The organism is Microbacterium sp., from assembly GCF_017305435.1.
GTDB lineage: Bacteria > Actinomycetota > Actinomycetes > Actinomycetales > Microbacteriaceae > Microbacterium.
Map to the genome: position 1 here is coordinate 391,823 of NZ_JAFKIP010000005.1, position 20,032 is coordinate 411,854.

Annotated in this window: 26 protein-coding genes; 23 read left to right on the forward strand and 3 right to left on the reverse strand. The window is 69.1% G+C overall.

What is annotated here, in order from left to right; translation table 11 throughout:
- The first annotated feature begins 4 nt into the window (after positions 1-4).
- The 11 genes from rplX (at position 5) to map (ending at position 6,724) form a co-directional block, all read left to right on the forward strand.
- Positions 5-364 carry a 50S ribosomal protein L24 gene (gene rplX / locus J0I43_RS10300; RefSeq protein ID WP_292862962.1) on the forward strand — a complete coding sequence of 120 codons (360 nt, stop codon included), beginning with the start codon at positions 5-7 and terminating at the stop codon, positions 362-364.
- A complete protein-coding gene (rplE, locus tag J0I43_RS10305) occupies positions 364-948 on the forward strand; it encodes a 50S ribosomal protein L5 (RefSeq protein ID WP_292862965.1) in 585 nt (194 codons plus the stop codon). Before rplX ends, rplE begins: the two co-directional genes overlap by 1 nt.
- A gap of 118 nt (positions 949-1,066) precedes the next feature.
- Positions 1,067-1,465: a 30S ribosomal protein S8 gene (gene rpsH / locus J0I43_RS10310; RefSeq protein WP_292862968.1), complete on the forward strand. Its 399-nt coding sequence runs from the start codon at positions 1,067-1,069 to the stop codon at positions 1,463-1,465.
- A 6-nt stretch (positions 1,466-1,471) separates the two neighbouring features.
- Positions 1,472-2,008, forward strand: a complete 537-nt coding sequence (gene rplF, locus J0I43_RS10315) for a 50S ribosomal protein L6 (RefSeq protein ID WP_292862971.1) — start codon at positions 1,472-1,474, stop codon at positions 2,006-2,008.
- 2 nt (positions 2,009-2,010) lie between these two features.
- Positions 2,011-2,370 carry a 50S ribosomal protein L18 gene (rplR, locus tag J0I43_RS10320; protein WP_292862973.1) on the forward strand — a complete coding sequence of 120 codons (360 nt, stop codon included), beginning with the start codon at positions 2,011-2,013 and terminating at the stop codon, positions 2,368-2,370.
- Positions 2,367-3,056, forward strand: coding sequence for a 30S ribosomal protein S5 (gene rpsE / locus J0I43_RS10325; protein WP_292862976.1), 690 nt, complete (start codon positions 2,367-2,369; stop codon positions 3,054-3,056). Before rplR ends, rpsE begins: the two co-directional genes overlap by 4 nt.
- On the forward strand, positions 3,056-3,241 hold the full coding sequence (rpmD, locus tag J0I43_RS10330; protein ID WP_020098644.1) for a 50S ribosomal protein L30: 186 nt from the start codon (positions 3,056-3,058) through the stop codon (positions 3,239-3,241). Before rpsE ends, rpmD begins: the two co-directional genes overlap by 1 nt.
- A complete protein-coding gene (gene rplO / locus J0I43_RS10335) occupies positions 3,241-3,822 on the forward strand; it encodes a 50S ribosomal protein L15 (RefSeq protein WP_292862981.1) in 582 nt (193 codons plus the stop codon). Before rpmD ends, rplO begins: the two co-directional genes overlap by 1 nt.
- 129 nt (positions 3,823-3,951) lie before the next feature.
- On the forward strand, positions 3,952-5,280 hold the full coding sequence (secY, locus tag J0I43_RS10340; protein ID WP_292862983.1) for a preprotein translocase subunit SecY: 1,329 nt from the start codon (positions 3,952-3,954) through the stop codon (positions 5,278-5,280).
- On the forward strand, positions 5,277-5,864 hold the full coding sequence (locus J0I43_RS10345) for an adenylate kinase (protein ID WP_292862986.1): 588 nt from the start codon (positions 5,277-5,279) through the stop codon (positions 5,862-5,864). Before secY ends, J0I43_RS10345 begins: the two co-directional genes overlap by 4 nt.
- A 2-nt stretch (positions 5,865-5,866) precedes the next feature.
- Positions 5,867-6,724 (forward strand): type I methionyl aminopeptidase, encoded by an 858-nt coding sequence (gene map / locus J0I43_RS10350; protein ID WP_292862990.1) that lies wholly within the window; start codon positions 5,867-5,869, stop codon positions 6,722-6,724.
- A 115-nt stretch (positions 6,725-6,839) separates the two neighbouring features.
- Here the strand turns inward: map and J0I43_RS10355 are convergent, their stop codons facing one another.
- Complete coding sequence (locus tag J0I43_RS10355; RefSeq protein WP_292862993.1) at positions 6,840-7,799, reverse strand: hypothetical protein; 960 nt, start codon at positions 7,797-7,799, stop codon at positions 6,840-6,842.
- Positions 7,800-8,098: 299 nt separating this feature from the next.
- Between J0I43_RS10355 and J0I43_RS10360 the strand changes: the two genes are divergently transcribed.
- The 7 genes from J0I43_RS10360 to rplQ all read left to right on the forward strand — a co-directional run bounded on the left by J0I43_RS10360 (position 8,099) and on the right by rplQ (position 12,036).
- The gene (locus tag J0I43_RS10360; protein WP_292862996.1) at positions 8,099-8,785 is read left to right on the forward strand and encodes a thioredoxin domain-containing protein; all 687 of its coding nucleotides are present in this window, start codon (positions 8,099-8,101) and stop codon (positions 8,783-8,785) included.
- 132 nt (positions 8,786-8,917) lie between these two features.
- Positions 8,918-9,139, forward strand: coding sequence for a translation initiation factor IF-1 (gene infA / locus J0I43_RS10365; protein WP_028496510.1), 222 nt, complete (start codon positions 8,918-8,920; stop codon positions 9,137-9,139).
- Between the two features lie 69 nt (positions 9,140-9,208).
- Positions 9,209-9,325, forward strand: a complete 117-nt coding sequence (gene rpmJ, locus J0I43_RS10370; RefSeq protein WP_005050492.1) for a 50S ribosomal protein L36 — start codon at positions 9,209-9,211, stop codon at positions 9,323-9,325.
- Positions 9,326-9,481: 156 nt separating this feature from the next.
- A complete protein-coding gene (gene rpsM / locus J0I43_RS10375; RefSeq protein WP_292863002.1) occupies positions 9,482-9,856 on the forward strand; it encodes a 30S ribosomal protein S13 in 375 nt (124 codons plus the stop codon).
- A 28-nt stretch (positions 9,857-9,884) separates the two neighbouring features.
- Positions 9,885-10,283, forward strand: coding sequence for a 30S ribosomal protein S11 (gene rpsK / locus J0I43_RS10380; RefSeq protein ID WP_292863005.1), 399 nt, complete (start codon positions 9,885-9,887; stop codon positions 10,281-10,283).
- Positions 10,284-10,435: 152 nt separating this feature from the next.
- Positions 10,436-11,425: a DNA-directed RNA polymerase subunit alpha gene (locus J0I43_RS10385; protein WP_196323697.1), complete on the forward strand. Its 990-nt coding sequence runs from the start codon at positions 10,436-10,438 to the stop codon at positions 11,423-11,425.
- A gap of 50 nt (positions 11,426-11,475) precedes the next feature.
- Positions 11,476-12,036 (forward strand): 50S ribosomal protein L17, encoded by a 561-nt coding sequence (gene rplQ, locus J0I43_RS10390; protein ID WP_292863010.1) that lies wholly within the window; start codon positions 11,476-11,478, stop codon positions 12,034-12,036.
- A 191-nt stretch (positions 12,037-12,227) separates the two neighbouring features.
- Here the strand turns inward: rplQ and J0I43_RS10395 are convergent, their stop codons facing one another.
- Positions 12,228-14,321: an acyltransferase family protein gene (locus tag J0I43_RS10395; protein ID WP_292863013.1), complete on the reverse strand. Its 2,094-nt coding sequence runs from the start codon at positions 14,319-14,321 to the stop codon at positions 12,228-12,230.
- 105 nt (positions 14,322-14,426) lie between these two features.
- Here J0I43_RS10395 and truA point away from each other — a divergent pair, with 105 nt between their 5' ends.
- Positions 14,427-15,263, forward strand: coding sequence for a tRNA pseudouridine(38-40) synthase TruA (gene truA, locus J0I43_RS10400; protein WP_292863016.1), 837 nt, complete (start codon positions 14,427-14,429; stop codon positions 15,261-15,263).
- 79 nt (positions 15,264-15,342) lie between these two features.
- Positions 15,343-16,026 carry an endonuclease/exonuclease/phosphatase family protein gene (locus tag J0I43_RS10405; protein WP_292863019.1) on the forward strand — a complete coding sequence of 228 codons (684 nt, stop codon included), beginning with the start codon at positions 15,343-15,345 and terminating at the stop codon, positions 16,024-16,026.
- A 155-nt stretch (positions 16,027-16,181) separates the two neighbouring features.
- Here J0I43_RS10405 and J0I43_RS10410 read toward each other — a convergent pair whose 3' ends face one another.
- On the reverse strand, positions 16,182-16,691 hold the full coding sequence (locus J0I43_RS10410; protein WP_292863022.1) for an LPXTG cell wall anchor domain-containing protein: 510 nt from the start codon (positions 16,689-16,691) through the stop codon (positions 16,182-16,184).
- A 218-nt stretch (positions 16,692-16,909) separates the two neighbouring features.
- On the opposite strand from J0I43_RS10410, the gene J0I43_RS10415 reads away from it, so the two are divergent.
- The 3 genes from J0I43_RS10415 to J0I43_RS10425 all read left to right on the forward strand — a co-directional run bounded on the left by J0I43_RS10415 (position 16,910) and on the right by J0I43_RS10425 (position 20,020).
- Positions 16,910-17,563, forward strand: a complete 654-nt coding sequence (locus J0I43_RS10415) for a hypothetical protein (RefSeq protein WP_292863025.1) — start codon at positions 16,910-16,912, stop codon at positions 17,561-17,563.
- A gap of 171 nt (positions 17,564-17,734) precedes the next feature.
- Complete coding sequence (locus tag J0I43_RS10420) at positions 17,735-18,463, forward strand: fructose 1,6-bisphosphatase (protein WP_292863027.1); 729 nt, start codon at positions 17,735-17,737, stop codon at positions 18,461-18,463.
- A gap of 33 nt (positions 18,464-18,496) precedes the next feature.
- Complete coding sequence (locus J0I43_RS10425; protein WP_292863030.1) at positions 18,497-20,020, forward strand: glycosyltransferase; 1,524 nt, start codon at positions 18,497-18,499, stop codon at positions 20,018-20,020.
- Positions 20,021-20,032: the final 12 nt, after the last annotated feature.

The window sequence follows — 20,032 nt, forward strand, 5'->3', positions numbered from 1 at the left end:
CCTCATGGCCAAGATCAAGAAGGGTGACCTGGTCCAGGTCATCACTGGCAAGAAGCAGGACAAGGGCGGCGACCGCGGCAAGCAGGGCAAGGTCCTCGACGTTCTCGTCGAGCAGAACCGTGTCATCGTCGAGGGCGTCAACTACGTCACGAAGCACAACCGCGTGGGCCAGTCCCAGCGCGGCACCAAGACGGGCGGCATCGAGACGATGGAAGCCCCGATCCACATCTCCAACGTCGCCCTCGTCGACCCCTCGAGCAAGAAGCCGACCAAGGTCGGTCACCGTGTCGAGGAGCAGACGAAGGACGGCGTGAAGCGCACCGTTCGCGTGCGCTACGCGAAGAAGAGCGGTAAGGACCTCTGATGAGCACCACCACTGCCCTCGAGACTGGCAAAATCCAGCCTCGTCTGAAGGCCAAGTACCAGAGCGAGATCAAGAAGGCGCTGCAGGAGGAGTTCGGCTACGCGAACGTCATGCAGATCCCCGGTCTCGTGAAGGTCGTCGTGAACACCGGTGTCGGCGAGGCCGCTCGTGACTCCAAGGTGATCGATGGCGCGGTCGAGGACCTCACCAAGATCACGGGTCAGAAGCCCATCGTCACGAAGGCCCGCAAGTCCATCGCGCAGTTCAAGCTGCGTGAGGGCCAGGCCATCGGTGCGCACGTCACGCTGCGTGGCGACCGCGCCTGGGAGTTCATCGACCGTCTCGTGAATCTCGCGCTGCCCCGCATCCGCGACTTCCGTGGCCTCTCGCCGAAGCAGTTCGACGGGAACGGCAACTACACGTTCGGTCTGCAGGAGCAGTCGGTCTTCCACGAGATCAACCAGGACAAGATCGACCGCGTCCGCGGCTTCGACATCACGATCGTCACGACGGCGAAGACGGATGCCGAGGGTCGCTCGCTCCTCAAGCAGCTGGGCTTCCCGTTCCAGTCCGAAGAGGCCTGATCCCGATACATTTCGCCGCGTCGCGGCGAAACACCCGACCACCGGCTGGTGGTCGCCACTCAAGAAGGTCGGCTGTCGTGTAACGGCATCCGAAACCACTGAACAAAGGAACCAAGAAATGACGATGACAGACCCGGTCGCAGACATGCTGACCCGTCTGCGCAACGCGAACTCGGCGCACCACGACACCGTCGCGCTGCCGAGCTCCAAGCTCAAGACCAACATCGCCGAGATCCTCACGCAGGAGGGCTACATCTCCTCCTGGGAGGTCTCGGACGCCCGTGTGGGCCAGACCCTGACCCTGACGCTGAAGTACGGCCCGAACCGCGAGCGGTCGATCGCCGGCATCAAGCGCGTCTCGAAGCCGGGTCTGCGTGTCTACGCACGCTCGACCGAGATCCCCACGGTCCTCGGCGGCCTGGGCGTCGCGATCCTGTCCACCTCCTCCGGTCTTCTCACCGACCGTCAGGCCGAGCAGAAGGGCGTGGGTGGGGAAGTCCTCGCCTACGTGTGGTGATCTGACATGTCGCGTATCGGACGTCTGCCCATCACCATCCCCGCCGGCGTGACCGTTTCGGTCGACGGCCAGGATGTCGCGGTCAAGGGCCCCAAGGGCGAGCTCGCGCTCACCGTGGCCAAGCCCATCGAGGTCAAGGTGGAGGAGGGCCAGGTCCTGGTCTCCCGCCCCGACGACGAGCGCGAGTCGCGCTCGCTCCACGGCCTGACCCGCACCCTGATCAACAACGACATCATCGGCGTCACCGAGGGCTACACCAAGGGCCTCGAGGTCGTCGGCACGGGTTACCGCGTCGCGCAGAAGGGTGCGGCCGTCGAGTTCGCGCTCGGCTTCTCGCACCCGGTGCTCATCGAGCCCCCGGCCGGCATCACGCTGACCGTCGAGGGCAACAACAAGCTCACCGTGAGCGGCATCTCCAAGCAGGCAGTGGGTGAGGTCGCGGCCAACATCCGCAAGATCCGCAAGCCCGAGCCCTACAAGGGCAAGGGTGTGCGGTACGCCGGCGAGGTCGTCCGCCGCAAGGCCGGAAAGAGTGGTAAGTAATCATGGCTGTCACGTCAAAGTCCGTCGCGCGCTCGCGTCGTCACCTGCGTCTTCGCAAGAAGGTCGTGGGCACCGAGGTCCGCCCGCGTCTGGTCGTCACCCGTTCGGCCCGCCACGTCTTCGTGCAGGTCGTGGACGACAGCAAGGGCCACACCGTGGCCTCGGCATCCACGCTCGAGAACGACCTGCGCACGTTCGACGGTGACAAGACCGCCAAGGCCCGCAAGGTCGGCGAGCTCGTCGCCGAGCGCGCGAAGGCCGCCGGCGTCTCGGACGTCGTGTTCGACCGCGGTGGCAACCGCTACGCGGGCCGTGTCGCTGCGATCGCCGAAGGCGCCCGCGAGGGAGGTCTGAACCTGTGAGCGAGATCAAGGAGAACGAAGTGTCCACTGAGGCCACGGCTGCCGCTGAGGCGCCCGCTGCCGAGGCTCCCGCGGAGCGCGAGCGCGAGCCGCGTCGCGGTGGTCGTGAGCGCAGCCAGACTCGCGGTGACCGCGGGTCGCGCGACGCCGACAAGAGCCAGTTCCTGGAGCGCGTCGTCACAATCAACCGCGTGTCGAAGGTCGTCAAGGGCGGTCGCCGCTTCAGCTTCACGGCGCTCGTCGTCGTGGGTGACGGCAACGGTCTCGTGGGCGTCGGCTACGGCAAGGCGCGTGAGGTCCCTCTCGCCATCTCGAAGGGTGTCGAAGAGGCCAAGCGCAACTTCTTCCGCGTTCCCCGTGCCGGCTCGACGATCCCCCACCCCGTCCAGGGTGAGGCCGCTGCCGGTGTGGTGCTCCTGCGCCCCGCCGCCGCCGGTACCGGTGTCATCGCCGGTGGTCCCGTCCGTGCCGTGCTCGAGTGCGCCGGCATCCACGATGTCCTCTCGAAGTCGCTCGGCTCGTCGAACACGATCAACATCGTGCACGCCACCGTCGCGGCTCTGAAGAGCCTCGAGGAGCCCCGCGCCGTCGCCGCCCGTCGTGGTCTCGACTTCGACCAGGTGGCTCCGGCCCGTCTGATCCGCGCCGAGGCCGAGGCCGCGAAGGCGCAGAAGGTTGGTGCCTGATGGCTGCCCGTCTCAAGGTGACCCAGGTCAAGTCCAAGGTGAGCGAGAAGCAGAACCAGCGTGACACGCTGCGTTCGCTCGGTCTGAAGCGGATCAACGACTCCGTCGTTCGTCCGGATGACGCGCAGACGCGCGGCTACATCAAGACCGTCGCGCACCTCGTGAAGGTTGAGGAGATCGACTGATGGCCGAGAAGGCTGAGAAGGTGACCGAAGAGGTCGCCGAGAAGAAGACCGCCGCGAAGAAGCCTGCTGCTGCGAAGAAGCCGGCTGCGGAGAAGAAGGCCCCTGCGAAGGCTGCCCCCAAGAAGGATGCCGAGGTCTCGCGCCCCGGCGTCCTGAAGGTGCACCACCTGCGTCCGGTCCCGGGTGCCAACACCGCCAAGACCCGCGTGGGTCGCGGTGAGGGCTCGAAGGGCAAGACCGCCGGCCGTGGCACCAAGGGCACGAAGGCCCGCTACCAGGTCAAGGTCGGCTTCGAGGGTGGGCAGATGCCCCTCCACATGCGTACGCCGAAGCTGCGCGGGTTCAAGAACCCGTTCCGCGTCGAGTACCAGGTGGTCAACCTCGACAAGCTCGCGGAGCTCTACCCCAAGGGCGGTGACGTCACCGTCAGCGATCTCGTCGCGAAGGGCGCCGTCCGCAAGAACGAGAAGGTCAAGGTGCTCGGCACCGGCGACATCTCGGTCAAGCTGACCGTGTCGGTCGACAAGGTCTCGGGTTCGGCCGAGCAGAAGATCGTCGCCGCCGGCGGCTCGATCAAGTAAGTCCACGGCAGGGGCCGGAGGGTCTCTCGACTCGGTCGAGAACAGTCCTCCGGCCCCTGTTGCCGTACTCTGGTAGGCGGTGTCCCTGCCTCAGGCGGCCGGATGCCGCCACACCTCTGGAGGAAATCCTTGTTCAGCGCCATCGCGCGGGTCTTCCGCACGCCGGATCTCCGGCGGAAGATCGCCTTCACTCTGGGCATCATCGCCATCTACCGTCTCGGCGCGCACGTCCCGACGCCGTTCGTGAGCTATCCGAACGTCCAGGACTGTCTGCAGCAGACGGGGTCGGCCAGTGAGGGCCTGCTCTCGCTCGTCAACCTCTTCTCCGGCGGCGCCCTGCTGCAGCTGTCGATCTTCGCGCTCGGCGTCATGCCGTACATCACCGCGACGATCATCGTGCAGCTGCTGCGCGTCGTCATCCCGCACTTCGAGACGCTGTACAAGGAGGGCCAGGCCGGCCAGGCCAAGCTCACGCAGTACACGCGCTATCTCACGATCGCGCTGGCGCTCCTGCAGTCGACGACCCTCGTGACGGTCGCGCGGTCGGGGCAGCTCTTCGGCACGACGTCGATCGCGTCCTGCAACAGCCTCCTCACCAACGACGCGTGGTGGGCGCAGCTGCTCATGATCATCACGCTGACCGCCGGCACGGGCCTCATCATGTGGTTCGCCGAGCTCGTCACCGAGCGCGGCGTCGGCAACGGCATGTCGATCCTCATCTTCACCTCGATCGCCGCGACCTTCCCGGCCGCCATGTGGGCCATCGCCCAGGCGCGCAGCTTCGAGGTCTTCCTCCTGGTCCTCGCCGTCTCGATCGTCGTGGTCGCGCTCGTCGTGTTCGTCGAGCAGTCGCAGCGCCGGATCCCGGTGCAGTACGCGAAGCGCATGGTCGGTCGCCGGACGCTCGGCGGGACGAACACCTACATCCCGATCAAGGTCAACATGGCCGGCGTCGTGCCCGTCATCTTCGCGTCGTCGCTGCTGTACATCCCCGCGCTCATCGCGCAGTTCAACCAGACGCCGGATGCCAATGGCAACATCCCGGGCTGGGTGACGTGGATCCAGTCGTACCTGACGAAGGGCGATCACCCGCTATACATGCTGCTGTACTTCCTCCTCATCGTCGGGTTCACCTACTTCTACGTCGCGATCACGTTCAACCCGGTCGAGGTCGCCGACAACATGAAGAAGTACGGCGGCTTCATCCCCGGCATCCGTGCCGGCCGGCCGACCGCCGAGTACCTCGACTACGTGCTCACGCGTATCACGCTGCCGGGCTCGATCTACCTGGGTCTCATCGCCCTGTTGCCGCTCATCGCCCTCGCGACGGTCAGCGCCAACGCCAACTTCCCGTTCGGCGGCGCCTCGATCCTGATCATCGTCGGCGTGGGTCTCGAGACGGTGAAGCAGATCGACGCGCAGCTCCAGCAGCGTCACTACGAAGGGCTCCTGCGATGACCGCACCCCGTCTCCTCATCATCGGCCCGCAGGGCTCGGGCAAGGGCACTCAGGGGCAGCGGATCGCCGACGCGTTCCGCATCCCGGCCGTGTCGACGGGAGATGTGTTCCGGGCGAACGTCAAGGACGGCACGCCGCTCGGTCTCGAGGTGAAGGCGATCATCGATGCCGGCGACCTCGTGCCCGACGCGCTGACCGGCGCGATCGTGCGCGACCGCCTCGCGCAGGACGACGCGGCGGGCGGGTTCCTCCTCGACGGGTACCCCCGCAACCTCGGCCAGGTCGGCGACCTCGACGCATTCCTGGGCGAGCGCGACGAGCCGCTCACGGCCGTCATCGAGCTGAGCGTCCCGCGTGACGAGTCGATCCGCCGCATCGCCCTCCGCGCGCGGGAGCAGGGCCGCGCGGACGACAACGACGAGTCGATCGCGAAGCGCCTGTCGATCTACGAGTCCGAGACCGCGCCGATCCTCGACGTCTACCGCGAGCGCGGCGTCGTTGACGAGATCGATGGCGTCGGCACGCTCGACGAGGTGTTCGAGCGCATCATCGTGGCCCTCGCGGCGCGCGGCATCGTCGCCTGACCGTGCCCTTCCGCCGCTCCCTGTACAAGACGCCCGCCCAGCTGCGGGCGATGGTCGAACCCGGCCTGATCACCGCGGCCGCGCTCGACGCGGTGCGTGCGCTGATCGCGCCGGGCGTCACGACGGAGGAGCTGGATGCCGCGGCATCCGCCGTCATCGTGGCACGCGGTGCGGAGTCGAACTTCCAGCTCGTGCGCGGCTATCGGCACACGACGTGCGTGTCGGTGAACGACCAGGTGGTGCACGGCATCCCCGGCCCTCGCGTGCTCGAGGCGGGCGACATCGTGTCGATCGACGCCGGTGCCCAGTACCAGGGCTGGAACGGCGACTCGGCGATCACGGTCGTCGTCTCCGGTGACGCCGACGCGACGGCGGATGCCGACGTGCGTGCACGCCGTGAGCGTCTCTCCGAGGTGACACGCGGGTCCCTCTGGGCCGGCATCGCCGCGCTCGCGTCGGCGCGGCGCGTGGGTGAGGTCGGCGACGCCGTGCAGGGGTTCATCGAGCGGACCGAGGCGGCGGACGGCGCGGAGTACGGCATCCTGCGCGACTACGTCGGGCACGGCATCGGCCGCAAGATGCACGAGGGGCCGACGGTGTTCAACTACCGCGTCGCGGATCTCGGCGCCGAGGTGAAGCCTGGCCTGTGCCTCGCGATCGAGCCGATGGTGACGTCGGGCTCGGATGCGACGTTCATCGAGGACGACGATTGGACCGTCACGACGGTCGACGGCAGCGACGGCGCCCATTGGGAGCACTCCGTGGCCGTGCACGCCGGCGGGATCTGGGTGCTCACCGCGCACGACGGCGGCACCGCGGACCTCGCCCCCTACGGCGTCGTGCCGGTCCCGATCGCCTGAGGCCGCGCGTGGCCGCAGAAGTGGCCACATCTGCTGGGGGCGCCCGCGCCCAGCGACGATTCGTGACACGTCTGTCGCGTGCGGGCGGCATCGCGCCGCGCGGGGTAGGCGAGGCTCAGGAGAGCGCACGCGCGACGCGTGCTACGGCGAGCGCCGGATCCGGGTACAGCTCTCGCCGCGTGATCTCGACGACCGTGAAGCCCGCCTCGCGTGCGCGTTGCCTTTTCGCGATGTCGCGCGCCCAGGCATCCGGGGAGAGCCGGTGGTAGTCGCCCTGGTACTCGACGAGCACCGCGCGACCCGGAAAGCCGAGGTCGAAGATCCCGATGAGCGAGCCCGCTGAGTCGTAGACCGGAACGTCGAACTCCGGCTCGGGCAGGCTCGCCTCGACGAGCGCGAGCCACAGGTGCACCTCCGTGCGGCTGCGGGCGCCGGGGCGGATGAGTTCGAGCGCGCGTCGTGCCGCCGCCACGCCGGTCCGCGGCGATGCGGCAGTGGCTGCGCGCAGCTCGTCGAGGTTCGTGAGGGGCGGGGCGACGATCCGTCCGCCCGTGCCACGCGGCGGCGTGATCAGCAGCGACCCCACGGCGACGAGATCGCGCAGTGCGAGCGTCGGCGCGAGCAGGATCCACGTGGATGCCGGTGAGGTGAGCCTCATGCCCTCCTGCGTCCGCACGGAGACGAGGTGAGGCGCGAACTGTCGTCCGTGGACACCGACGCCGCGCGCAGCGCGGTGGGGCAGCAGCGTCCCGACCTCGAGGAGGGGAGAGGGCTCGGGCAGAAGGGCGAGCCACCCGACCAGGGCAGACAGTCCCGTGAAGAAGGCGTGCGCCGGCATCCGCCGTCCGTAGGCATCCATCAGTTCGCGATGCCGCGCCGCCGCGCCGTCGACCAGCGCGGTGCCGGCGCCGTCGACGGCCGCGCCCCGAACGGCCCGCCGCGTGCGCACACCCCAGAACGGCGCCTCGAGGTCGCGCCGCCGAAGCCGCCCCTCCGGCACCCCGGCCTCCCGTGCCTCCGCGACGGAGAACGAGCGCCCCAGGCCCGGAGGCAGCGGCGAGGGTGCGGGTGACATGGACCGACCTTCCCGCATGCCGCCGCCCCGGCACGTGCCCCTCCCGGCATCTGTGGACAGATCCGCCACCTCCGCCCCTGGGGAGGAGTCGATGCCCCACCCTCTCGTGCCACAGAAGTGGCCACTTCTGCAGCGCGAGAGGGCGGGAGGCGGCAGAAGGGGACATATCTGCCGGGCCAGCCGCGTGCGGCCAGGCCCGCGCGGCGGCAGCCCCGAGGCGGTTCACGGGGGATGCATAGGCGGGCGTGAGGGAGAATGGATGCCGGGGCGGCGGGAGGCCGCCACGAGGAGAGGCAGCGATGGCACAGGCAGCAGCGGGCAAGACCAACTGGTTCGCGATCTGGGTGAGCGTGGCGGTCGTCGCCGTCGTGGCGCTCGTGATCGCGCTCGTGGTGTGGATGAACAACGCCGCGACCGACCCCGGGACGCCGCCGAGCGGGTCGGGCGTCAACCAGGAGACCGGTGCCGTCGTCGTGGGGTCGGGCGAGCAGACGCTCGACACCTACATCGACTTCATGTGCCCGATCTGCAACCAGTTCGAGGAGACGTACGGTGACGAGATCCTCGATCTCGTGAACAACGGCACGATCACCCTCAACATCCACCCGATCGCGATCCTCGACCGCTATTCGCAGGGGACGGCGTACTCGACACGCGCCGCGAACGCGATGTACTGCGTTGCGGAGGCCGACCCGGATGCCGCGGTGCTCTTCATGCAGGCGATGTTCAAGGGTCAGCCGGAGGAGAACTCGACCGGCCTCACCGACGACGAGATCCTGACGATCGCGAAGGGCGTCGGTGTGAGCGGCATCGACACGTGCGTGACCGATGGCACCTACAAGAAGTTCGTCGCCTCGATGACGGAGAAGACACCGATCGCGCCCGGGTCGAGCGGCATCGGCACGCCGACCATCGCCGTCAACGGCACGGTGATCGCCAACAACACGATCCCCGCCAAGGGACAGTTCGCCTCGCTGTTCCAGTAAGCGCACGGTTTGCCGGCATCCGGCATATCACGTACACTGGATCTTTGGTGCCTTGCGCCTTCATTGGCGTGTCTCCGGCACCACCATCCCATCCACCGCAGACCGGCCGGTCTGCCGAGCGTAAGCGAGCGTATGGCGAAGAAAGACGGAGTCATCGAGATCGAGGGTGTGATCTCCGAGGCGCTGCCCAACGCGATGTTCCGCGTCGAGCTGACCAACGGACACAAGGTCCTCGCGACGATCTCCGGAAAGATGCGGCAGAACTACATCCGCATCATCCCCGAGGACCGCGTCGTCGTGGAGCTTTCGCCCTACGACCTCACCCGTGGTCGCATCGTCTACCGCTACCGCTAGACCGGTCGAGAAGTAACACCCCCTTCGTGTTCGCGCGAAGGCCCGGTGAAGACAGCGAGAAGAGAAATCATGAAGGTCAACCCCTCCGTCAAGCCCATCTGCGACCACTGCAAGGTCATCCGTCGTCACGGTCGCGTCATGGTCATCTGCAAGTCGAACCCGCGTCACAAGCAGCGCCAGGGCTGAGTGGATGCCGCAGACCGCGGCATCCCTCGACACATAACTCAATACGAACAACAGGCAGGTTCAGATCCCGCTCGCACGCCGAGCGGGGGACACCCCGGGGCGGAGGCCTGGGCACCGATCCTGCTCCACACCTCCACAACTCCTAGGAGACATCGCATGGCACGTCTTGCCGGCGTCGACATCCCGCGTGACAAGCGCGTGGTGATCGCCCTCACGTACATCTACGGCATCGGCCGTACCCGCTCGGCCGAGATCCTCAAGGCCACCGAGATCGACGAGTCGATCCGCGTCAAGGACCTCTCCGACGACCAGCTGGTCGCCCTGCGCGACCACATCGAAGGCACTTACAAGGTGGAGGGTGACCTGCGCCGCGAGGTCGCCGCAGACATCCGCCGCAAGGTCGAGATCGGCTCCTACGAGGGCCTGCGCCACCGTCGTGGCCTGCCCGTCCGTGGTCAGCGCACGAAGACCAACGCGCGTACGCGCAAGGGTCCCAAGCGCACCGTCGCCGGCAAGAAGAAGGCGCGCTAAGGCGCGGTCCCAGGTTTAGGAGAAACTCATGGCACAGGCCAAGACCGCTGCGCGCAAGCCGCGCCGCAAGGAGAAGAAGAACATCGCGCTGGGCCACGCCCACATCAAGTCGACGTTCAACAACACGATCGTCTCGATCACCGACCCGACCGGCGCCGTCATCGCGTGGGCCTCGTCGGGTGGCGTGGGCTTCAAGGGCTCGCGCAAGTCGACCCCGTACGCCGCCGGCATGGCTGCCGAGTCGGCCGCCCGCCAGGCCGCCGAGCACGGCGTCAAGAAGGTCGACGTCTTCGTGAAGGGCCCGGGTTCGGGTCGCGAGACCGCGATCCGCTCGCTGACCGCCGCCGGCCTGGAGGTCGGCTCGATCAACGACGTGACGCCCCAGGCCCACAACGGCTGCCGCCCCCCGAAGCGCCGCCGCGTCTGACTCTTCGACAGGCTCAGGGACGTCTCGGATGCCCCTGAGCCTGTCGACACGCGTGTGCGGATGCCGAGGCATCCGCCGTCGTCTTACACAACTCAACACCTCATGCAATCGCACGTGTCATATAGCGGGCACGTGATGGAAAGGAACACATAGTGCTCATCGCACAGCGTCCCACTCTGACCGAGGAGAAGATCGGCGAGTTCCGCAGCCGGTTCGTCATCGAGCCGCTCGAGCCCGGTTTCGGTTACACCATCGGCAACGCGCTGCGTCGCAGCCTGCTCTCCTCGATCCCCGGGGCTGCGGTCACCAGCATCCGCATCGACGGCGTGCTGCACGAGTTCAGCACCATCCCGGGCGTGAAGGAGGATGTCACCGAGATCATCCTCAACATCAAGCAGCTCGTGGTCTCGTCGGAGCGCGACGAGCCCATCACGGCGTACCTGCGCAAGACCGGTGCGGGCGAAGTCACCGCCGCCGACATCTCGGCCCCCGCCGGTGTCGAGGTGCACAACCCCGAGCTCGTCATCGCGACGCTCAACGACTCGGCCCGCTTCGAGCTCGAGCTCACGATCGAGCGCGGCCGCGGCTACGTCTCGGCGACGCAGAACCGCAACGAGTACGCCGAGGCCGGGCAGATCCCGATCGACTCGATCTACTCGCCCGTGCTCAAGGTGTCGTACCGCGTCGACGCGACGCGTGCCGGTGAGCGCACCGACTTCGACAAGCTCGTGCTGGATGTCGAGGCGAAGCCCTCGATCACCCCGCGCGACGCGGTCGCGTCGGCCGGTCGCACTCTGACGGAGCTCTTCGGCCTCGCCCGCGAGCTCAACGTCGAGGCCGAGGGCATCGAGATCGGCCCCGCGCCGGTCGCCGAGGTCGTCTCCGGCGAGCTGTCGATGCCGATCGAGGACCTGGACCTCTCGGTCCGTTCGTACAACTGCCTGAAGCGCGAGGGCATCAACACGGTGTCGGAGCTGGTCGCCCTCTCCGAGACGCAGCTGATGAACATCCGCAACTTCGGCCAGAAGTCGGTCGACGAGGTGCGCGACAAGCTCATCTCGCTCGGCCTGTCGCTGAAGGACTCGGTGCCCGGGTTCGACGGCGCGCACTTCTACGGCGGCTACGACGACGAGACCATCTGATCCGGCGTCACGCTCGGTTCTAGAGACACTTCCCACCTGGAGTAACTGATATGCCCAAGCCCACCAAGGGTCCCCGCCTCGGAGGCGGCCCCGCCCACGAGCGCCTGCTGCTCGCCAACCTCGCCGCCGCGCTGTACACGCACGGTGCGATCACGACGACGGAGACCAAGGCCAAGCGCCTGCGTCCCCTCGCCGAGCGCCTCATCACGTTCGCCAAGCGCGGCGACCTGCACGCCCGTCGTCGGGTGCTGTCGGTCATCGGCGACAAGGAGGTCGTGCACGTCCTCTTCGCCGAGATCGCCCCGCAGGTCGCGGAGCGTGAGGGCGGTTACACGCGCATCACCAAGATCGGCAACCGCAAGGGCGACAACGCCCCCATGGCGCGCATCGAGCTCGTCCTCGAGCCCGTGACGCCGAAGAAGAAGGCCACCAAGAAGGCTGCCGCGCCCGCCGCCGAGGCTGCGCCGGTCGTCGAGGAGGCCCCGGTCGAGGAGGCTCCCGTCGAGGAGACCGCCGCTGACGCCGGTGCCGAGTCGCAGGCCGAGGGCGAGGCGGCCGAGGCCGCCGCGGCCGACGCCGTCGAGACCCCCGCGGAGGAGAAGGCCGAGTAAGCCTTCGCCCACGCGACGAAGCCCGCCCCCGGATCTCCGGGTGCGGGCTTCGTCGCGTGGGGCGCGGGTCAGGCTGGGTGCCGCGGTGGTGGTGGTGCCGAGCGCGCCGCTTCCCGCCGAGAGCGCCGGTTCTGCACGCGCAATAACCGGCTGTCTCGGCAACAGGGGGTGCGTTCGACGGCGCGGCGCGGTCAGGGGGCGGGTGCGGGGGCGGATGCCAGCGCGCGGGCCGTGGCCCAGCGCACGAGGGCGACCTGGTAGGCGACTTCGGCGCGCTGGTTCTCGGCGGCATCCACGGCATCGGCGACGGTCGAGGCGTAGAGCTGCCCGCCGGTGGGGCCGGGGTGGATCTCGTCGCCGGCGAGGTAGTCGAGGTGCGGCGCGATCGCCTGCGACCAGTCGGCGAGCACGACCCGCGGGTGCGTCGCGGCGAACGCGGCGAGCTCGGCGTTGACCCCGGGGATCCAGTCGCGCGGCGCGTAGGCCGTCACGAGCACGAGGGAGCGGTGGGGGCCGAGCGCATCGTAGATATCCTGCAGGTCGGCGCCGTCGACGGGACCGTTCGTCCCCAGCCCGACGACGAGGTAGTCGCGCAGCGCGCCCTGCGCGGACAGGCCGCCGATGATCTCGTCGCCCGCCCACATCGACCTCGAGACGGCGGCGTCGACCTGGATGCCGGGGAAGCGCCCCAGCAGTCCCTCGGCGGACGCCAGCATGACCGAGTCGCCGACGGCGGTGATACGGTCGCCGCTCACCTCGGCGGGCGGTGGCGGCAGGGGCTTGCCGTGCCGACCGGTGCGCGGCGTGGGATCCGGTGTCGGCGACGCCCCGTCGCTCCTGGGCCCAGGTGCTGGCCCCGGCCCCGGCCCACCAGGATCCTCGGGCGAACCCGATGCCTCAGGCCTCGCGGTTGCAGGCCCCGCGGCGGCGGACGGCGCGGCGGATGCCTCCGCGAGAGCCCGCGCGCCGGCCGCGACGACGGCTTCGCTCGACGATACGGCTGGGGCGGCGCCGACGGCGGCGGTCGTTCCCCCCACCACGAGCGCGGCGGCGGCGAGCGTCGTCAGTGCGCCGAACCGCCGCGCGGGTGCTCCGCCGAGACGGGTGCGGAGCGCGCGCAGCGCGCCGCCGAAGCCGAGACGGCGCACCGGCTGCTCGAGGAGCCGGTAGGACAGGGATGCCGCGACGGCGGTCACGACGGCAGCGGCGATTCCGATGGGCACGGGCACCGCGGCATCCGTGAATCGACCGATCGCCGCCTGCCCGAGGAGGACGACGACGGGCCAGTGCCACAGGTAGATCCCGTAGGACCGCTCGCCGATCCAGCGGAGCGGCGCGATGTCGAGCGCCGCGCCGAGCGGTGAGCGGGGGTGGACCGCCGCCGCGATCAGGATGGCCGTGGCGAGGGATGCCGCGAGCGAGACCGCAGGGTAGGCGCTCCACCCGCCGCCGAGGCCGTCCAGTCCGCCCAGTCCGCCGGGCCAGGCGGCGACGGCGATGAGGGCGACGAGTGCGGCGACGCCGGCGACCACGAGTGCGCGGGGGACCCAGGCGCGGCCGAGACCACCCGGCGCGCCGACACCAACGGGCGCGCCCACACGACCGGGCGCACTGCCCGCCAGTGCGAACGCGAGCGCGACGCCCAGCAGCAGGCCGAACGCGTGGGTGTCCGTCCCGAAGTAGGCGTGGGTGATGCTCGCGCCGCCCGCCTGCACGGCGACCGCCCACGCGGCCGAACCCGCCGCCAACGCGAGCGCGAGCGCGATGCGCGCGGTGCGCCCGCGCAGCAGCAGGAGGAGCGGCAGCAGCAGCGGCCAGAGGACGTAGAACTGCTCCTCGACGGCGAGCGACCACAGGTTCCGCAGGAGCTCGGGCTGCCCACCGGACACCCCGGCCGAGAAGTACGAGGTGCCGGCGGCGATCGACAGCCAGTTGTAGGAGAAGGTCGCCGCTCCCAGTACCTGCCTCCCGAGACCGACGAGCACGTCACCGCCGACGAGCCACGCCGCGCTCGCGCTGACGGTGACGACGAGGGCGAGCGCCGGCAGCAGGCGGCGGGCGCGCCGCACCCAGAAGGCGCGCAGCGCGATGCGCCCCGTCTCCGTCCGCTCGCGCAGCAGCAGCGACGTGATGAGGAACCCGGAGATCACGAAGAAGGCATCCACGCCGACGAACCCGGAGTGCAGGAACGCGCCCGGGAACAGGTGGTACACGACGACCAGCAGGACCGCGACGGCGCGCAGACCGTCGAGTCCCGCGTAGCGGGGCGCGGGGGATGAAGACATGGCGGAAGGAGGGTCGAAACGGGGGGGGGAGGAGGCGGCACGACAAGTGTACGTCGCGACCCTGGACGTGGAAGGGGCCTGCGCGCTCCGGGCTAGGCTGACGGGGTGCGTCTGCGCCTCGATCTCGCTTACGACGGCACGGACTTCCGCGGCTGGGCGCGGCAGCCGGGGCTGCGGACGGTGCAGGGCGTGCTCGAGCAGGCGATCGCCCGCGTCCTCGGCGGCGAGCCGCAGCTCGTCGTCGCGGGGCGGACGGATGCCGGTGTGCACGCCGCGGCGCAGGTCGCCCATCTCGACCTCACCGAGGCCCAGCTGGGGCGCCTGCGCAAAGGCCGGAACCCGACCCCCGAGGCGCTCGCCGCACGCCTGAACGGCGTGCTCGGGCCGTACCCGGACGTCGCTGTGCACCGCATCGCGGAAGCCGCCCCCGGCTTCGACGCCCGCTTCTCGGCCGTCTGGCGCCGCTACGAGTACCGCGTGGCCGATTTCGCGACTGCCTACGACCCGCTCGAGCGCGGCCGCACGACGACCGTGAAGGCCCGCCTCGACGTCTCCGCGATGGATGCCGCGGCGCGCTCCCTGCGCGGACTCCATGACTTCGCCGCGTACTGCAAGTGGCGCGAGGGCGCGACGACGATCCGCACGCTGCTGGAGTTCGACTGGCGGCGCGACGACCTCGGCATCCTCGTCGCGAACGTCAGAGCGGACGCCTTCTGCCACAGCATGGTGCGCGCGCTCGTCGGCGCCTGCGTCGCGGTGGGCGAGGGGCGGCTGGATGCCGCCGACGTCGAGCGCATCCGCGACGAGGGCGTGCGCACGGCAGAGATCAAGGTGCTCGCGGCACGCGGCCTCACCCTCACCGAGGTGGGGTACCCCGCCGACGAGCTGCTCGCCGCGCGCGCCGAGCAGACCCGCGCGCATCGCTCGCTCGACACGGACTGAGGCAGCCGGTCCGACACCCACGCAACGCTGTGTCAAGACTGGGCGGATCCCCGGCTTCCGGGCCTAGGCTGGCGGCACGATGAAGGTGATCTCGTACAACCTCAACAAGCACAAGGCGATCCGTGAGCTCGACGATCTCGTGGAATCGACGGGCGCCGACATCCTGTGCCTGCAGGAGGCGGAGACCGACGCGCTCCCCGCCGAGGTCGCCGGCCTGCAGCTCGTCGATGCGACCGCGCGCAACCGGCTGGGGCTCGCGGTGTACCTCCGCGCGAACACGTTCACGGCGCTCGAGGTGCGGACGCTCGCGCTGAAGAAGTCCCTGCACGACCGCGTGCTCAAGCCCGCCGAGGAGCGGATGCTCGCGGTGCGCGTGCGCGACATCGACCACGGGCGCGAGCTCATCGTCGCGAGCTTCCATGCGGCGCCCCTGACGGCGCTCAACTCGCTGCGGCGCAAGCAGATCACGGCGGCGCTCGAAGAGCTGGCGGGGCTCGGCGACCGCCTGCCGATCCTCATGGTGGGCGACTACAACTACCCCGTCTTCAAGGAGAACCTCGGTCAGAAGGTCCGCGAGGCGGGATATGAGCTGAGCCTCAGCGATGCCCGCACCTACACGCGGTACAAGTTCTTCCGCGGCCACTACGACTTCGCGACGAGCGTCGGCTTCGAGATCGAGACGATCACGACGCTGCCGCAGGGGCGCAGCGACCACCTGCCGATCCTCGTCACCGCCACGCCGAAGGCGCTGTCACCGGCCTGAGTCGCGCTCGACGGATGCGTTCCGGACGGATGCCGCCCACCGCTCGCGCTGCATGCCGCCGCGCCGTGTGCGCCGCGCCGAGCGCGCCGCACCCTGCCGGGCATGACGAAGCCCCGCCCGGCAGAGCCGAGCGGGGCTTCGTGGAAGGTCGTACGTCAGGCGCCGGCCTGCTGGCGACCACGGCGGACAGATGCGCCCACCGCGATCGTGGCGCCGGCGAGCACGAGCGCGCCACCGCCGATCCAGATGCCGAGCAGCGAGTCGCTGTCGCCACCCGTGGAGGGGAGCGTCGACGAGCCGCCGCCGGCCTCGGAACCCGCGCGGGCCCCGGTGGCCGAGAGCGTCCAGCTGGCACCCGCGGGGATGCCGCTGACGGTCGCCGTGGCGACACCCGACGAGTCGGCGGTCTTGGTGGTCGTCGCCGAGGTGACGGCGAACTTCACGGCCGCCAGGTTGGCGCCGGTGACGCCTTCGCCGACGAGAGTGAACGTGACACTTGCGCCGGGCTCGAAGCCCGTGAACGGCACGGGGCCGTTGGAGGTCACGGTGACCGTGACGGTGTTCGGGCCCGTCGGCGTGTACGCCTGGGCGACGGCGGGGGCGGCGAACAGGAGGCCCACCGCGATGATGCTCGCGGCGACAGCCTGGGAGAGCTTGTTCTTCATGGGGGGTGCCTGCTTTCGAATCCGGTCTGCGTAGTTACCGACTACCACTGGTTCCGTAAATCCGGTCGGGAGCGCAGATGGGGGGAGGATGTGAAGCGGTATGGTGTAGCTGATGCTTACCTGAGTATTGCTTAGGTGGCAGACGAATTGCAAACGCGTGCGGTTTCCAGTATGTAAATGTTTCGCGACGTAACGACGGCCCTGAGGAGTGCATGCGGATGACGCGAGACAGCACGCACGCACGTGTGTCGGCCGAGGCCCGCGCCGTTTCGCGGCCGGCACGCCGAGCGGCCGCGGCGATCGCCCTGACGCTGGCAGCGGCATCCTTCGCGGGGTGCGGACCGGCGCCGTGGACGCAGGATCAGAGCTCGCCGACGCCGACCGTGAGCTCGTCGCCGGTGGCCCCTCCCGTCTCGAACGACCTCTCCGGCGGCGCCACCGAGCGGACGCTCACCGCGGGCGCCGTGAGCGCGACGGTCAACTACTGGTCGACGCTGCGGATGGACCGGTGGACGGCCACCGCCGTCAAGCCCATCAGTCTCTCGATGGTCACGACGATCACGCCCAACGACGGCCAGAAGGTGTACCTGCAGCGCGCCACGATGACGGCGGTCCCCGGCAACGCGACGCAGAGCTTCGCCCCGCTGGACCCCCAGGTCGACCAATCGACGGTCGCTCCCGGATACCTCGTGCTCTCCCCGTACAGCTACTCGAACACGTTCAACGTGGGCGCCGTGCCCGCCGACGCGACCTTCGTGACGATCCAGTTCGACTACGACTTCCTCGTGCAGACGACGCCGACCTCGACCGAGTACGCCAAGCAGACCGCGAGCGACACCCTCACGGTCGCGATCGCCGCTCCCGCCGGCTGAGAGACGCAGAGCGGGCCTGAGAGCGGCAGAGCGGGCCTGCGAGCGGCAGAGCGGGCCGGAGAGCGCCCGAGACCGGCTGAGAGCGCCCCGAACCTCAAGATCACGTCAAGAACCCGTTGAGGTTCCCGCAATCGGGCGTCTGCGCGCGCGTCCGCTCCCTAGCATTGCGACGTGACTTCCGCTTCCTCCGCCTCCGCCCGTGTCCGCGCGACCGCCGTCACGGCGTCCGCTGCACTGCTGCTGACGTCGCTCACGGGGTGCGCGCAGCTCGCGAGCGCCTTCAACGGTCTGCAGCAGGATGCCGTCGCGACGCCGTCGCCCGTCCCGTCGTCGACCGTGACCACCATGCCGTTCGACTCGCAGTTCACCTACGACGGGTCGGTGTCGCTCACGACCGACGTCGCCGACGGCCTCGAGGTGCGCCTGGACGTGTGGGCGGCCGACCCGAAGCGCACGCAGGAGTGGCGACCGGACGGTGACAAGACGTTCGGCTTCGCGGTCAACGTCTACGACCACCGCGTCGACGAGAAGGCGGTGCTGACGCAGAAGCGGCGCGTGTACCTCTCGATGGTCAACATCACTTCGCAGGTGTCGCAGTCGACCGTGGGCTCCCAGCAGATCACCTCGCCATTCCAGTTCTCGGCCGACCCGCGCACCCTCGTGCCGACCGACACGCTCCGCTCCGACCGCGGGCTGCTCCTGAACAGCTACCAGGGCGGGCTCCTCGTGCCCGAGACGACGATCCATCAGCTGCCGGCCGACACCTACGGCATCACGCTGCAGTTCGCGCTGCAGATCTGGGTGGAGGGCTCCGCCAACACCGACACGAGCTTCACGCAGCAGACCGTCTACCAAGTTCTGCCGATCGCCATCTTCTCTCCGAACACGACGACTGAATAGTCTGGTCTGCACAGCAGACGCGAGGTACCCATCGTGAGCACGCCCTTCGAATCCGGACGACCGTCCGCCGATCCGCGCATCCCCGCGGCGCCGGTGCCGGCGCCCGCAAAGTCGTACGCGTTCGACGCGCACGAGGCGGCACTGCACCCGGAGGATCTGCAGATCGCGGACTTCGACGACTTCTCGTCGGTGCTCGAGCACTCGACGGTGCACCGCTCCACGATCGGGTGCGTCGTGCCGGCGTACAACGAGGAGGAGTCGATCGCCGACGTCCTCCGCTCGCTCCTCGGCCAGAGCCGTGTGCCCGACGTCATCCACGTCGTCGTCAACAACACGTCGGATGCCACGGTCAAGATCGCCTCGGAGTTCTCCGGCCCGCACGAGATCACGACGGAGCTCGGCGAGCAGTTCACCGAGGTGTTCGTCCACGACATCGGCAAGAACCCCGACAAGAAGGTAGGCGCCCTCAACTACGGCTACGCCCTCGTCGAGGGGTACGACTACCTGCTCGGCGTCGACGGCGACACGATGGCCGATCGCCGCGCCGTCGAGTACCTCGAGACCGAGGCGGTCTCCGACTCGCGCATCGGCGGCATCTCGGCGATCTACTCGATCGACGACAAGCCGATCCAGGGTCTCGTCGCGAAGTTCCTCATCGCCGGGCAGCGCACGCAGTTCGCCGCGTTCAACTTGCAGAACCTCTTGCGCGGGCGCAACATGGCCGTTCTCGGCGGGCAGTTCTCGATCTTCTCCACGACGGCGCTGCGCGACGTCATGAAGGCGAACCACCAGAACTCGCCGTGGGTGAAGGACAGCGAGGTGGAGGACTCGCTGCTGTCGCTGCAGATCAAGAGCGCCGGCTACCTCACCAAGATCAGCCCGTTCGCGCGCGCCGACGTCGGCGGGATGACGACCCTGAAGGGATACGACGCGCAGCAGGTCAAGTGGACCTACGGGGCGATCGAGCTCATGTGGCCGGGCCAGCGCGGCGACACGAAGGGCCAGCCCTTCCACCCGAACCTGCGACTGCGCTGGTTCGAGCAGTTCTCGATGCTGACGAACCTGTTCGTGCGCGTCGCGTTCCTCACGCTGCTCATCGCGTCGCTGTCGATCAACGCGTTCGTCTTCTCGGCCTGGTGGCTCATCCCGCCCGTCGTCGCCGTGCTCCTGAACCTGCGCGTCGCGCGGACGATGCAGAACTGCGACTCCCGAGATCTGATGTTCGCGGGCTTCATCTTCCCCGCCGAGATCTTCATGTGGATCCGCATCAGCCACTTCCTGCGGTCGTGGACGCGCTTCCTGTCCCGCAAGAAGGTCGACAACTGGGCGATGCAGGCGAAGGCGGAGCGCGGCGGCGGCAGCATCGGGCACTGGGTGCCGTTCATCATGCTCGTCGTCGTGGCCGTCGCCGCGGCCGTCATCTGGCACATGCTCTCGCCCGTGACGCAGTCGGCGATCCTGTGGGTCGGCTGGCCCATCGTCGGCGTCGTCACGGTCATCCAGACCGTCCTGATGGCGTTCAAGCTCCTGCGCCGCCACCAGGGCTTCACCGTCTGACGACGGCGGTGG

Bases quoted from the DNA above. Each gene is read 5' to 3' on its own strand.
- rplO (WP_292862981.1), top strand. From the start codon at position 3,241: ATGGCCGAGAAGGCTGAGAAGGTGACCGAAGAGGTCGCCGAGAAGAAG.
- rplQ (WP_292863010.1), top strand. From the start codon at position 11,476: ATGCCCAAGCCCACCAAGGGTCCCCGCCTCGGAGGCGGCCCCGCCCAC.
- J0I43_RS10345 (WP_292862986.1), top strand. From the start codon at position 5,277: ATGACCGCACCCCGTCTCCTCATCATCGGCCCGCAGGGCTCGGGCAAG.
- rpmD (WP_020098644.1), top strand. From the start codon at position 3,056: ATGGCTGCCCGTCTCAAGGTGACCCAGGTCAAGTCCAAGGTGAGCGAG.
- rplX (WP_292862962.1), top strand. From the start codon at position 5: ATGGCCAAGATCAAGAAGGGTGACCTGGTCCAGGTCATCACTGGCAAG.
- J0I43_RS10410 (WP_292863022.1), bottom strand. From the start codon at position 16,691: ATGAAGAACAAGCTCTCCCAGGCTGTCGCCGCGAGCATCATCGCGGTG.
- J0I43_RS10355 (WP_292862993.1), bottom strand. From the start codon at position 7,799: ATGTCACCCGCACCCTCGCCGCTGCCTCCGGGCCTGGGGCGCTCGTTC.
- rpmJ (WP_005050492.1), top strand. From the start codon at position 9,209: ATGAAGGTCAACCCCTCCGTCAAGCCCATCTGCGACCACTGCAAGGTC.
- rplE (WP_292862965.1), top strand. From the start codon at position 364: ATGAGCACCACCACTGCCCTCGAGACTGGCAAAATCCAGCCTCGTCTG.
- J0I43_RS10360 (WP_292862996.1), top strand. From the start codon at position 8,099: ATGGCACAGGCAGCAGCGGGCAAGACCAACTGGTTCGCGATCTGGGTG.
- J0I43_RS10405 (WP_292863019.1), top strand. From the start codon at position 15,343: ATGAAGGTGATCTCGTACAACCTCAACAAGCACAAGGCGATCCGTGAG.
- J0I43_RS10395 (WP_292863013.1), bottom strand. From the start codon at position 14,321: ATGTCTTCATCCCCCGCGCCCCGCTACGCGGGACTCGACGGTCTGCGC.
- rplR (WP_292862973.1), top strand. From the start codon at position 2,011: ATGGCTGTCACGTCAAAGTCCGTCGCGCGCTCGCGTCGTCACCTGCGT.
- rpsK (WP_292863005.1), top strand. From the start codon at position 9,885: ATGGCACAGGCCAAGACCGCTGCGCGCAAGCCGCGCCGCAAGGAGAAG.
- J0I43_RS10415 (WP_292863025.1), top strand. From the start codon at position 16,910: ATGACGCGAGACAGCACGCACGCACGTGTGTCGGCCGAGGCCCGCGCC.
- infA (WP_028496510.1), top strand. From the start codon at position 8,918: ATGGCGAAGAAAGACGGAGTCATCGAGATCGAGGGTGTGATCTCCGAG.
- rplF (WP_292862971.1), top strand. From the start codon at position 1,472: ATGTCGCGTATCGGACGTCTGCCCATCACCATCCCCGCCGGCGTGACC.
- rpsH (WP_292862968.1), top strand. From the start codon at position 1,067: ATGACGATGACAGACCCGGTCGCAGACATGCTGACCCGTCTGCGCAAC.
- rpsM (WP_292863002.1), top strand. From the start codon at position 9,482: ATGGCACGTCTTGCCGGCGTCGACATCCCGCGTGACAAGCGCGTGGTG.